Here is a 13587-nt window from a genome sequence, read left to right on the forward strand (position 1 = left end):
GGGAGGCGTCAGCTGCTGGGGGCGCGCGTTCGTGCCATGCCATTCAGGGACGATGCCATGTCAGATTCGTTCTTCGACACCTTCGATATCGACTTGTCGTCATCGCAGCGGTTGCTGACCCTTGAGGTCGCCGGGACGGCGCTGCTGCCGCATCGCCTGGTGGGCGAGGACCGCGTCAGCGCCCCCTTCACCTACACCCTCGACTGCATCTCCCAGCGCAGCGACATCGAGCTCAAGACATTGCTGGCCCAGCCGGCCCGGCTTTCGATCCTGCAGGCCGACGGCAGCTACCGCCCGCTGCACGGGCTGGTCTCCGAGGCCGCGCTGCTGGGCGAGGATGGCGGCGTCACCTATTACCAGCTCACCCTGGTGCCGTGGCTCAAGATGCTTGAGCTGGGCCGCGACAGCCGCATCTTCCAGGATCGCAGCGTCGTCGACGTGCTCACCCAGGTATTCGAGGGGCATGCACTGGCCAAGGGCCGCTACCGCTTCGACCTGCGCCGCGACTACCCCGCGCGCAGCTACTGCGTGCAGTACCGCGAGAGTGACCTGAACTTCATCAGCCGCCTCTGCGAGGAAGAAGGCCTCTTCTACTACGCCGAATTCGCGGGCGATGACGATGACTTCGACGGCCACCGCATCGTCTTTACCGACGATGTCGATACCACCCAGCCCGTCAGCCCCCAGGCGATTCGCTTTCATCGTCAGGATGCCACCGAGACCGAGGACGCCCTCAACCAGTGGGGCGGCGTGCGCACCCAGCAGCCCACCCGGGTCAGCGTGGGCACCTTCGACTACAAGCAGCCCTCGCTCACCAAGCGCACCGGACTGGAGACCCTCAGCGATCAGGGTAACCTGCCGCCGACCGAGGTCTACGACTACGCCGGCGAGTACTACTACCACGGCTTCGAGCGCGGCGAGCGCCTCACCGAGAACCGCCTCGAGGCCCATGAATCGCTGGCCAAGCGCTTTCGCGGCAGCGGCGGTGCCCGCCAGCTCCAGGCCGGGCGCTGGTTCGAGCTCACCCAGCACCCGCTGCACGACCGGGGCGGCGAGGAAGAACGCCAGTTCCTGCTGCTCGGCGTCACCGTCCACGCCGAGAACGCGCTGCCGGTCTCGACCCAGCACCAGGCGCTGCCCGGCAGCCTGCAGCCGCAGCTCGACGCCGCCAAGCAGGCGCACGGTCTCGAGGGAGAGACGGCCGATCCCACCGGCGAGCGGCTATCGGATTACGCCACCGGCGGCACCGGCCACTTCCTGGTCGATCTCGAGGCCCAGCGACGCAGCCAGCCTTATCGCCACCCGCTGACCCATCGCCGCCCGGTGATCGGCGGGCCCCAGACCGCCACCGTGGTCGGCCCCGCCAACGAGGAGATCCACACCGACCCCCTCAACCGCGTGCGGGTGCAGTTCCACTGGGATCGCCAGGGCCAGCATGACGAGAATTCCAGCGTCTGGCTGCGGGTCTCCCAGCCCAACGCCGGTGCCGGCTGGGGCGGCGTGTTCGTGCCGCGCATCGGCCAGGAAGTCCTCGTCGACTTCCTCGAGGGCGACGCCGACCGGCCGCTGATCACCGGCCGGGTCTACAACGGCGAGCAGAGCCCCGACTGGCACAGCCACGGCCTGCTCTCGGGCTTCAAGAGCAAGACCTATCGCGGCAGCAAGTACAACGAACTCGTCTTCGACGACGCCACCGACCAGGAGCGCGTTCGTCTCAGTTCCGAAGCCGAGAAGAGCCAGCTCAACCTCGGCTACCTGATCCACCAGACCGGCAACACCCGCGGCGCCTTCCGCGGCACCGGGTTCGAGCTGCGCAGCGACGCCTATGGCGCCATCCGCGCCAACCAGGGGCTCTATCTCACCAGCTGGGGCCAGCTCGGCGCCAGCGGTGACCAGCTCGACCTCACCCCGGCCAAGCAGCAGCTCGACAGCGCTTACCAGCTCAGCGACATGCTGAGTCAAAGCGCCCAGGATCATAACGCCGAGGCCCTCGACAGCCGTACACACCTCAAGCAGGCGGGCGAGGACGCCGACGACCGCTACGGCAACAGCGAGCAACTGACCAGCACCGATCAAACCAGTGCTAGCGGCGCCACCGACAGCGGCGGCCGCGGTGAAGCGGCACGCATGAAAGCCCCCTGGCTGCACCTGGCCTCACCCGCCGGCATCACGCTGAGCACCCCGGAGTCGACCCACTTGGCCCAGGGCCGGTCGCTGAGTGTTTCCAGCGGCGAAGACGTCAACGTGGCCACCGGCAAGAGCCTGGTCGCCTCCATTTCCGAGACGCTCTCGCTGTTCGTGCAGAAGGCCGGCATCAAGCTGTTCGCGGCACGGGGCAAGGTGGAGATGCAGGCGCAGTCGGACAACCTCGAGGCCACCGCGCGCCAAAACCTTAACGTTACTTCCACCGACGAGAAGGTCGATCTCTCCGCCGCCGAGGAGATTCTGCTGGTCAGCGGCGGCGCTTACGTGCGCATCAAGGGCGGCAATATCGAGCTGCACGCCCCCGGCAAGGTCACCGTCAAGGGGGCGACGCAGGACTTCAGTGGGCCGGCGGAGATGCATGTGGATAAGCCGGTATTGCCCGAGGCCGATGACCCCATTTGTGTCAGCTGTTGGCTAAAGGCACTGAAAGAGCAGCGAGCGCTGGTCAAGGTGCAGTCATGAGCCTAAGTGATGAAGCGCTAAAGGCGCGTATTTCCCGGTATGTCTTGGCGCTCGAGGAGTGCGAGCGAGATTCGGTATCAGTATGTGCCATCGTTGAAACTGGCCTGCTGAGTGAAGAGGAACGCAACGCATTATGGAAGCGCTTCTCGGGGCAGCCCTGGCTGCAACAGCCCCAGTTCCAGGTACTTCAGCCCTTGGGCCCCTGGTTGTTCGGTGGCGATATCGAGACGTTGCTTTCCGAGCTGTATCCCATGGCAGAACGCGGCTTTCATGGACTGCTGATTACCCATCAGCCGGTGGCCCAAGAGGCGGTGAAGTTGGGAGAACTCTGCGCCGTGCAAGACACCAATGAAGAGGAGCAATTGCTGCGCTATTACGCTCCCCACGTGTTCCCTGTCCTGCATCGTTTCTCGGATACGTCTTGGTACGATCGACTTTTCGGCAGCCTGTCGTTCTGGTGGCTGCCCGGACTGGAAGGTTGGAAGGAGTACGCCGGTACCTGGCACCACCAAGGCGACATCATCGACACCGACGACACGATTGCTCTGACGCCGGCGCTGCTGCAGGCCCTGGGCAGCGATCCCCTGGCCCACCAAATTCTCGCGGAATTGGAGGCGTTATCTCCGGCACTGTTTGACGTCGCCTGCTCAGGAATACGGCTTGCGATCGTGGACAAAGCCATCTCAAGGGCACGGGAAGCGGGATTGAGCAGCACGCAGGATCTGAGCGTATATGCCGCTTACTGCGTAGCTTATGGCATGGAAGTGACATGCGAACCGGAATTCGCGCGGGCAGTGGAACTCTCCCTGTCGGGATCGCGCTCTCTGGCGGAACACTTGAAGGCAACGGGCTCACAAAGCATCAGCGAGGCACATCATGGGTAGTGTTCTCGATCCCTTGAGTATCGGGCAAAGCGTGGGCGACCGGCTGTCGGCATTGCCGCAGACCGATGACGACGGCACCACGGTGGACTGCAAGAAATCGATCAACATTCTTCCGTTGCGATACAGCGCCATCTACGCGGAGGAGGAAGATAGAGCCGCCTTGGGCAGTGTGCCTGAGTACCGGGGAGATCCGGTGTCGGACATCGGCTTGTCGCAAGCCAAGTATACGGCTCGCTTTCTGCGAGAGGGCTACCTGTACGTGCTGGTCAACCGGCTGGGTACCTACCGCTGGGAGCATTGCTACTACGTTTCCGCCGACGCGCTACTGTCTCGCATCAACCCTTACGAGCCCACGAAAGAAAGCGGTGGCATATCTTACTTTGCCATCAATGACGTGGAGGACGTATCAGAGGGGTATATGCTCTTTCTGCCGGACCCGCTGAGCGTACGAATGCTCGAACGGCTCAAGTCGAACGCGCATCTGCGAGAGTCCCTGCAGCGCTTCGCCATCGCCGAGCTGGCCCACAGCTGCAGCGGAGAGAGTGTCATTCCGCCAACGATGTTGCAGTCCGAGGTTGCCGAGTTCGTCGGCTATCAAGATGAAAGCGTCGGTCATTTGTTGCAGAAACAGACGTTTCCGTCGTTGACTGATCCGTTCGACGAAGACGCTCAGCCTGCCGATTTACAAAGGTACTGGTCGCGCTTCGAAAGTCTGCAACGTGCGCTGGAGGGGCTTCAGGGATTTGCGGTCGTACTGGCCGACCCCATCGGCATTACCCAGGAACTGAACAACCATCGCAACGATGCGCTGGAACCGCTCAAGGACTGGATGGAAAAAGAGGATGAGGATGGGCTTTCCAACGAGCAGCGTTTCTACACCTCGGAGCTGATTCGCAATCTGCGCCAGAATTATGTGGAAGGGCGAATCAATAGCCTGGCGCAACGAGACGTCAGGCGGTTCAGGCTCCAGGTAGGCAATCGTTATCTGCCGCACGTCCGTGCCGTCGGCGAGGCCGAGATTGGTGGGAACCGTCAGCCGACTGCACGCGACTACGAGCTGGCCGAGGAGTACGAGGAGCGGCAGGCGGAGATTCTCGAATCGAGCTCCCAGCGAATCACGGCGGAACGTGGCGAGGAGTTTCGCCAGGAATACGATAGCCAGTATGCGCCGCTGCTGGATCAGAATGCACGCAAGGCTTTCGACGATAGCATGGCCAAGCAGTCCCAGATCCAGGAAGTCCTGATGGCCCACAGAGTGTCGGATCATCTTGCCTGGCTGCAAAGCACGTCGTTTCTCGATGCTTTGGACTATTACGACTCTCGCGACCCGATCTGGGGCTGGGCTTACAGCATTCAGGTCGTGCAGGCCACGGTTGGCATGGAGGGCACCGAAGAAGGCGCTGCGCTGCTGGACCAGTGGTGGCGTGACATGAACATGAATGATCGCTCGAATCTGGCCTGGGCGGTCTACTGTCTCAATCAGTACGATATCCGCCGTGCTGGGCAGCAGGATATCGACGCGTTCCGTGCCAAGGAGACGCGTGTCGCCGACACCGACGACGACAGTTGGATGGGGCCGGAACCTCAGAACATCCTGCAAGGGTTCAAGCATCTCACCACGGCGTTCAATACGGCCAACGCGGCGCTGGAGGGAGAGTCGCCTTCATGGTTCCGCACCAACAGACTGGGCGTCACCATGGCGTGGTATACCCAGTTCATGAAGGGGTTCTTCGAAAAGGCGCGCAGCGAGACCATGGACCGAACCACGCTGCGGATTTCCCTTGGGTTGATGCGGGCGCAGCTTGCCCGGCATGCTGCGCAGATCGGCGTCAACCGCCGCTGGTTCAGCAAGGGGTCGTCGCGTGAGCTTGCCAAGGCCAAACGTTTCTTGTCACGCGATATGCAAACGGCGCTGGAGGGCAACGGCAGCCAATTCATGCAGTTCCGGCTGGGCGTGGCGGTCGCGATCATCGAAAGCTATGCGCTCTATCAGACGCTCTCCAAGCAAGACAAGGATGCGCGCGATTACACCAAGATGGCGGGCGCCTTCGTGCTCGTGGCCAGCGCCATCGCGGATACGGCAGCGTCCAGCATCAACATGGTCATGGTAATGGGCAAATACCGTGCGACCGATGTCGGCAAGGCCGCTCAATTCCGTCTGGGCGGTTTTTCGTTCTGGGGGGGGATGCTGGCGTCGGTGGGGGCGTTGTTTGGAGCGATTGATGATTTTAGCGAGGTGGTAAAAAGGTATAGTAATCAAAATTATACCTTGGCATCCTTTTATTTTGTGAGGTTTGTTGCAAACGTTGGCATTGCTGTACTTGGTACGGCAATAACTTTGGCATCGTCGGTAGCTTATCTGGCTCGGGTATCACAGCAGGGCAAAACCGCCCTCGCACGTAGACTGGCCTCTATCTTGGCCCCATTGGCTAGATCATTGGCGTCGGCTGCCATTCGCGGCGTGCTGATGGCCAGTTTTGCCGTAGTCTCCTGGGCCGGTATCATTCTGACGATCGGGTTCTGGATTTTCGGCGATGATGCGCTCGAGGCGTGGTGCAAGCGCTGTGTCTTTACCACCGAGAGCGTGCCCGATCATTACGCCGACTATGCGGAAGAAGTCGGCGCCTTCCACCAGGCTTTACAGGACGTGACCTGATGTATTTCGTTGAGTGGCTGATGCGCCGCACCCTGACGGCGAGCAAGAAGGATATCACCGGCTTCGAGGGTGATATGAAGCAGTTCGAGAAGGCGACCGAGAAATACGGCAAGCAGTATCGGGGCATGCAGGAACGGCAGGTCAGCGACGCGCCATCCGATGCACGCTCCATCTACAAGATGAATGATACCTATATGGATGTCAGGACTTTCTTCGATGAATGGAGGGGGGGGGTGATTCTAGGGTTGGCGCCTATCTTTATAGGGTTGATAGGTATACCTTTTTTCTTCTTATTTCCTGCGTTATCTGTTTTTTTTAATGGAATAAGTTTAGGTTCCGGTGAGTCTGCAGTTGCAGGCGAATTTTTTTTCCTTGGGCTTGTTTGGTGTTCATGGCTTGGGTTTTTGATTGTTTTTATCAAGTATCTCCTCTGGATATTCCGCATGGAGTGTCTGGTCCAGCGCCATATCGTGGTTCGTTTCAATCGCAAGAAGCGCAAGATCTACATCAATCGCCCCAATTTCGCCGGTGGCAATCAGGTCTATGACTGGGACGACGTCGTGGCCTCGGTCGACCCTGACGATCAGGTGGTGACCAAGAAGCGCAAGCGCGAGATCCTGATGCTGTTCTTCTTCAAGCAGCGCACCGGTGCCGAGTATCACGACGTGGTCTTTCTCGGGGCGCCGTTGCGCAGCGATCACGAACTCTATGCGCTGTGGGAGTATATCCGCCGCTACATGGAGGAGGGGCCGGAAAGCATCCCCAAACCCAAGTGCGTTACCAGCTTCCCCTGGCCGTGGCGCTCGCTGCTGGCCCCCTGGAGTTTTCTGGAGAACAAGTGGGCGGCCGCGCCCTGGAGCCCGCGCATGATCGCACTGGTGCTGATCGCCTCGCCGGTCATGCTGCTTCATGCAGTGGCGCACTGGTGTTCACTGCTGCTGTGCTGGCCGGTGTACTGGCCGCGTCAGCTGCGTCGGGAAAGCACGGCCTCCGAGCCGGTGTGAGGGAGTGTTCGGCGATGATGCGCTCCCTTTTGGTGCGAGGCATGCGGTAGACGCACTGTTCCGGTGAGCCGAACGGCGTAATAGCAGAGAGAATGGGTGCAGGGTGCAGCTGTAACATCGTGTAGTGCCTTGTTGCTTCAACGTTTTATCGCGAGCGGCACGCTTTTTCCTTGTCTTTCGACACAAGCCTGGGCCAATGCTCCTGTAAGCCTTGAATGAACTCCAATGACATCGGCAACGAAGCCTGAACGCCCCATGAGACGTTCAGGCTTTTTTTGTGGGCTGGCTATGAAACCTGAGATTGCTGTCGGGTTGCTCTATTCGACGACCGGCACTTATCAACGCATCAGCAACAATGCACGTAGCGGCGCCTTGCAGGCGGTCGCCGATATCAACGCCGACGCGACGTCTGGCGTGACGCTGGTGGCGCACGAGTACGATCCGCATGGTGAGCTCGAAGCCTATCATCGGGGCGTCGAGGACTTGTTGGCACGGGGCGTGCGTCACGTGGTGGGCACCACGACATCGGCGAGCCGCAAGGACATCGTGCCGGATGTCGAGCGTGACGAGGCCCTGTTGTGGTACGCCTGCCCCTACGAGGGATTCGAGTGCAGCGAGAACGTGCTCTATTCCGGCGGATGCCCGAGCCAGAATCTGGTCCCATTGCTGGCCTATGCCCTGCGCGAGCGCGGCAAGCGCGGCGTGCTGATCGGCTCCAACTATGTGTGGGGCTGGGAGAGCAACCGCATTGCCCGCGAACTGGTGGAAGCGTCCCATGGCCGTATCGTGGCGGAAAAGTACTTCCACTTCGGCGATTGCGACTTCGAGGCCATCGTTCCCCGGATTCTGGAAGGCGCTGCTGACTTCGTGCTCAACAACCTGGTCGGCGAGTCCTCCTATGCCTTCCTGGCCCAACTCGAGGCCGCCTGCGAACGCCAAGGCACCGGCATCACCGTGCTCAGCTGCAATTTCACCGAGTGCGAGCTGCCGGCGATTCCTCGTTTACGGCATGTACGCCTGTTGTCTTGCGGTCCTTGGTTCGATCATCCCGGCAACGGCTTCAGTGCGCGCCAACGCGTCCGACATGGCGCGCAGATCTATTCGAGTTGTTACACCAACGCCTACAACGCCGTTCAGTTGCTGGCGCGGGGCTGCGATGCGGTAGGTAGCGACGACCCCTCGAAGGTACTGGCGTGGCTGCATGCGACCTCGCATTCCACCTTGATGGGCGAGTTGGCGTTCAACCCTCGCAATAATCATCTGGCACTGCCGTGCTGCATCGCCGAGGCGGGAGACGAAGGCTTTCGCATCGTGCATCGCGAAAGCGGCGTGCGGGACGCCGACCCCTACCTGACCCGCACCGGTATCCCCCAGTTCCGCGACGTGGTCGGTGCCGCGCCCACGCCGCCCCACTTGAGGGTCGTGAAATGAACGCGGAACCTTTGACTCCCCGGTTATTGCTGGTGGATTGCGAACCGCGCTCGCAGGCGATGCTCGACAAGAGTCTGGCACGATTGGGCTTGCACGGCTGGGCCGTGATCGAAGATGCCGAGATCGCCCTGACGAACGTCGATGGCGTGATCGTCGAGCTGGATCATTTCGCCAGTCCGCGTCTGCTCGAGGCGGCCCGCGTGGCAGGCCTGCCGATCGTGGCGATGACTCACCACCAGACGCTGTCTCAGATCCAGCGTGCGCGGCGGCTGGGTGCCACGGCGATTCTCAACAAGCCCATCACCCAGCATACCGTCTATACCACGCTGGCCATGGCGCGCACATTGCGCGAACGGCTCACCGAGCTCGAAGCCGCACATGACCGGTTGACCGTGCAGCTGGACCATCAGGGCCTCATCGCTCGGGCCGTGGCGCGCATCATGGTCAGCTCGGATCTGGATGAAGCGCAGGCCTTCGAGCGTTTGCGCAGCGATGCCATGTCTCGCCAGCTCACCCTGGTGCAAGCCAGCGAGCGATTGCTGGCGCAGATGGCGCCTGCACGGCGTCAGGGAGGGCCGTCATGACGGTTCTCAAGGCGTTGCTCAAACGCAAGGCCGTGGCCATCGCCCTGATCTATATCCTGATCGTGGTCGTGGCAGCGATCTTCGCCCCGTGGCTGGCACCGCACGACCCCGCCGAGCAGTTCTTCGAGGGACTGTCGCTGGAAGGCGCGCCGTTGCCGCCTGGGGGCGAGTTCTGGCTGGGCACGGATCTGCTGGGACGCGATTTGCTTTCGCGGGTCATCTACGGCGCGCGTACTTCTTTGATCATTGGCATTGTCTCCAACGGCATCGCGGTGGTAATCGGCACGCTGGTAGGCGTGACTGCTGGCTTCGTGCGCGGCTGGCTGGGGTCGGTCCTGATGCGCCTGACCGATTTGATGATGGCCTTTCCGGCCTTGTTGCTGGCCATCGCGCTAGCGGCGATCCTGCAGCCCAGCCTGTGGATCGTGGCGATGGTCATCGCCATGGTGAATTGGGTACAGATCGCGCGCGTCATCTATTCGGAGACCATCTCGCTGTCGTCGAAGGATTTCGTCGCGGTCGAGCGCACCATCGGCGTCAGCGCGCGGCGCATCCTGTTCTCGCATCTCCTGCCGCATTTGCTGCCGACCATCCTGGTCTGGGCGACTCTGGGCATCTCCACCACGGTCCTGCTCGAAGCCACGCTGTCCTTCCTGGGAGTCGGCGTGCAGCCGCCCATGCCGAGCTGGGGCAACATCATCTTCGAGAGCCAGACCTACTTCATTTCCGCCATGTGGCTGGTGCTGTTTCCCGGCATCGCCATCATCGCGCTGTCACTGAGCTTCAATCTGGTCGGCGACGCGCTGCGCGACGAGCTCGACCCGACACTCAAAGGAAGACGCTAATGGTCTGGTATATCGCCAAGCGCATCGCCTATTCGCTGCTCATCCTGCTGGGTGTGACCTTCATCACCTACCTGCTGCTCTACATGATTCCGGCCGACCCTGCTCGTCAGATTGCCGGCCGCAGCGCCACCGCCGAGGTAGTGGCCAACATCCGTCACCAACTGGGGCTGGATCTGCCTTTCTACGAACAGTACGTCCGCTATCTGGGCAACTTGCTGCAGGGTGACCTGGGGCGATCCTACGTGCAGCGCTCGGAGGTCTCGACGCTACTCGCCGCTCGGGTGGGCCCGACGCTGCAACTGATGGCTGCCGGCATCGGCTTCGAGCTGCTGATCGGCATCACGCTGGGTATCGTCGCGGCGCTCAAGCGTAATTCGGTGCTCGACCAGGTACTGATGGCATTCTCGTTCATCGGCGTTTCCTCGCCGCATTTCATCGCCGCGATGCTGGCGCTGTATTTCTTTGCGGTCTATCTCGGCTGGTTCCCATTGGGCGGATACGGCGGCGTCGAACACCTGCTGTTGCCGGCCATCACCCTCGGTGTGCTGGGCAGCGGCTGGTACTCACGCATGGTGCGCTCGTCGATGATCGATGTGCTGCACCAGGACTTCATTCGCACCGCGCGCGCCAAGGGGTTGGGGCGGGTGCGCGTTCTGCTGCGCCACGTGCTGCCCAACGCCATCGTGCCGGTGATCCCCATGATCGGGATCGACATCGGCATCTTCATGAGCGGGCTGGTCGTCGTGGAGTCGGTGTTCGGCTGGCCGGGCCTGGGGCAATTGGCCTGGCAGGCCATTCAGCAGGTGGATATTCCGATCATCGTGGGCGTCACCATGCTCTCGGCGGTCGCCATCGTGCTGGGCAATCTCGTGGCCGATCTGGCCGTGCTGTTCGTCGATCCGCGCATCGACGTCACTCAAACCTGAACCTCAAGGGAACAATGCCATGAACAACAAATTGAAAGGCTTCGCACTCACCGCTCTGTGCGCGACGATCTCGAGCCAGGCGCTGGCGCAACAGACACCTCAGGAAGGCGGCGACATCGTGGTCACCTATCAGAACGACGTGGCCACGCTCGACCCGGCGATCGGCTACGACTGGCAAAACTGGTCGATGATCAAGAGCCTGTTCGACGGTCTGATAGACTACGAGCCGGGTACCACAGAGCTGAAGACGGACCTCGCCAAGGACTACGAGATCTCCGACAATGGCCTGACCTACACCTTCCATCTGCGCGAAGGCGTTACCTTCCACAACGGCCGCGAAATGGTTGCCAGCGACGTGAAGTACTCCCTGGAGCGGACGGTCAACCCCGAGACTCAGAGCCCCGGCGCCGGCTTCTTCTCCTCCATCGAGGGCTTCGATGCCGTGGCCTCGGGCGAATCGATGGCGTTGAGCGGTATCACCACGCCCGACGATTACACCGTGAAGATCCAGCTGTCGGCGCCGGATGCGGCTTTTCTGCACATCATGGCCCTCAACTTTGCCTCGGTGGTGCCCAAGGAGTCGGTCGAGAAATGGGGCCGCGATTTCGGCAAGCATCCGGTGGGCACGGGGGCCTTCGAGTTGCAGGACTGGGCGCTCGGCCAGCGTCTGACCTTCGTCAAGAATGACGACTACTACCGTGACGGTATTCCGTATCTCGATCGCATCGACTTCGAGATCGGCCAGGAACCCAACGTGGCCCTGATGCGGTTGCAGCGCGGAGAGGTGGATATCGCTGGCGACGGCATCCCGCCCGCGCAGTTCCTGCAATTCCGAAACGATCCCGAATTCAAGGATCTGATGGTCATCGGCGACCAACTGCATACCGGCTATTTGACCATGAACGTCACCATGCCTCCGCTGGATGAGGTCGAGGTGCGTCGTGCCATCAACATGGCGATCAACAAGGAGCGCATCGTGCGCATCATCAATGGTCGCGCGATTCCTGCCAATCAGCCGCTGCCGCCGGCGATGCCCGGCTACGACGAGGAGTACGAGGGCTACCCCTATGACGTGGCTCAGGCCAAGGCGCTTCTCGAGGAAGCCGGCTACGGCGATGGGTTCGATACCGAGATCTATGTCATGAACACCGATCCACAGCCGCGTATCGCCCAGGCGATCCAGCAAGACTTGGCGCAGATCGGCGTACGTGCCGAAATCAAGTCGCTGGCGCAGGCCAACGTGATCGCCGCGGGTGGCGACAAAGAGCAGGCGCCGATGGTGTGGTCGGGCGGCATGGCGTGGATCGCCGATTTCCCCGACCCTTCCAACTTCTGGGGACCGATCCTGGGTTGCGAGGGCGCAGTGCCCGGCGGCTGGAACTGGGCGTGGTACTGCAACGAAGAGCTGGACGCCGAGGCTGACGCTGCCGACGCCATGGTCGCACCGGACCAGCAGCAGGCACGCGCCGAGCGCTGGGGCAAGATATTCACCACGGCGATGGATGACGCGCCCTGGGTGCCGATCTTCAACGAGCAACGCTTCACCGTGCACTCGGCACGCATGGGTGGCGATGATGCCTTGTACGTGGATCCGGTCCACGTTCCCGTCAACTACGACTACATCTGGGTGAAGTGATGTGCGACAACGGATTGATCAAGACCATTCACGGTCATCACAGCCATCTGGGATGGGATAATGCCATCGCCCCGGCCGCGCACGTCGCGCCGGGGACCCGGCTGACATTCGCTTGCAACGACTCCTCAGGCGGTCATTTCACACCGACCTCGGACGCCTCGGCAGTGGCCGACATGCCGTTCGACCGGATAAATCCGGTGACTGGCCCCATCTTCGTGGACGGCGCCGAGCCCGGAGATATCCTCGTCGTCCATATCGACGACTTCACTCCGTCCGGCTTCGGCTGGACGGCCAACATTCCCGGCTTCGGGCTGCTGGCCGATCAGTTCGAAACACCCGCGCTGGCGCTTTGGCACTACGATACGCATACCATGACACCGGCCGCGTTCGGCACTCACGCACGGGTGCCGTTGAAGCCGTTCGCCGGGACGCTAGGCGTCGCGCCGGCGGCGCCGGGCACGCACTCGATCGTGCCACCGCGTCGCGTGGGCGGCAATCTCGATGTGCGCGACATCGGCGCCGGCAGTACGCTCTATCTGCCGGTTGAGGTCGCCGGTGCTCTATTCTCGATCGGCGACACCCATGCCGCCCAGGGCGATGGCGAGGTCTGTGGAACGGCGCTGGAAAGCGCCATGGATGTCTCCCTGCGTCTCGACCTGATCAAGCAGACGCCCTTGGCGATGCCGCGCTTCTCCACGCCGGGGCCGGTGACGCGCCATCTCGACGGTGCCGGTTACGAGGTCTTCACCGGCGTCGGGCCAGACCTGATGGAAGGCGCGCGCCAGGCCTTGAGCGGTGCCATCGAGTGGCTGATCAAGACCCGCGACATGCCGGCCGAGCAGGCTTATATGCTGTGCTCGGTGTGCGGCGATCTGCGCATCAACGAGATCGTCGACATGCCCAACTGGGTGGTGTCGTTTTATGTGCCACGCATCGTGTTCGAGTAAGGAGGCG

Annotated in this window: 10 protein-coding genes; all 10 read left to right on the plus strand. The window is 61.8% G+C overall.

Annotated features, from left to right (window positions below; translation table 11 throughout):
* Positions 1–57 precede the first annotated feature (57 nt).
* Positions 58–2667 carry a type VI secretion system Vgr family protein gene (locus CSAL_RS01025; protein ID WP_011505514.1) on the plus strand — a complete coding sequence of 870 codons (2610 nt, stop codon included), beginning with the start codon at positions 58–60 and terminating at the stop codon, positions 2665–2667.
* Entirely contained in the window at positions 2664–3551 is an 888-nt protein-coding gene (locus CSAL_RS01030; protein WP_011505515.1) for a DUF4123 domain-containing protein, read from the plus strand. The genes CSAL_RS01025 and CSAL_RS01030 overlap by 4 nt, the downstream gene beginning before the upstream one ends.
* Entirely contained in the window at positions 3544–6207 is a 2664-nt protein-coding gene (locus CSAL_RS01035) for a T6SS effector BTH_I2691 family protein (protein WP_011505516.1), read from the plus strand. The genes CSAL_RS01030 and CSAL_RS01035 overlap by 8 nt, the downstream gene beginning before the upstream one ends.
* Positions 6207–7211, plus strand: coding sequence for a DUF6708 domain-containing protein (locus CSAL_RS17085; protein ID WP_244846442.1), 1005 nt, complete (start codon positions 6207–6209; stop codon positions 7209–7211). The genes CSAL_RS01035 and CSAL_RS17085 overlap by 1 nt, the downstream gene beginning before the upstream one ends.
* Before the next feature lie 288 nt (positions 7212–7499).
* Positions 7500–8642 (plus strand): transporter substrate-binding protein, encoded by a 1143-nt coding sequence (locus CSAL_RS01045; RefSeq protein WP_043557859.1) that lies wholly within the window; start codon positions 7500–7502, stop codon positions 8640–8642.
* Positions 8639–9226: an ANTAR domain-containing response regulator gene (locus CSAL_RS01050; protein ID WP_011505519.1), complete on the plus strand. Its 588-nt coding sequence runs from the start codon at positions 8639–8641 to the stop codon at positions 9224–9226. The genes CSAL_RS01045 and CSAL_RS01050 overlap by 4 nt, the downstream gene beginning before the upstream one ends.
* On the plus strand, positions 9223–10071 hold the full coding sequence (locus tag CSAL_RS01055; RefSeq protein ID WP_011505520.1) for an ABC transporter permease: 849 nt from the start codon (positions 9223–9225) through the stop codon (positions 10069–10071). Before CSAL_RS01050 ends, CSAL_RS01055 begins: the two co-directional genes overlap by 4 nt.
* Positions 10071–10997 carry an ABC transporter permease gene (locus CSAL_RS01060; protein WP_011505521.1) on the plus strand — a complete coding sequence of 309 codons (927 nt, stop codon included), beginning with the start codon at positions 10071–10073 and terminating at the stop codon, positions 10995–10997. The genes CSAL_RS01055 and CSAL_RS01060 overlap by 1 nt, the downstream gene beginning before the upstream one ends.
* Positions 10998–11016: 19 nt before the next feature.
* Positions 11017–12633: an ABC transporter substrate-binding protein gene (locus CSAL_RS01065; protein WP_011505522.1), complete on the plus strand. Its 1617-nt coding sequence runs from the start codon at positions 11017–11019 to the stop codon at positions 12631–12633.
* Positions 12633–13580 (plus strand): acetamidase/formamidase family protein, encoded by a 948-nt coding sequence (locus CSAL_RS01070; RefSeq protein ID WP_011505523.1) that lies wholly within the window; start codon positions 12633–12635, stop codon positions 13578–13580. Before CSAL_RS01065 ends, CSAL_RS01070 begins: the two co-directional genes overlap by 1 nt.
* Positions 13581–13587: the final 7 nt, after the last annotated feature.

It is taken from the genome of Chromohalobacter israelensis DSM 3043 (genome assembly GCF_000055785.1).
Classification (GTDB): Bacteria; Pseudomonadota; Gammaproteobacteria; order Pseudomonadales; family Halomonadaceae; genus Chromohalobacter; species Chromohalobacter israelensis.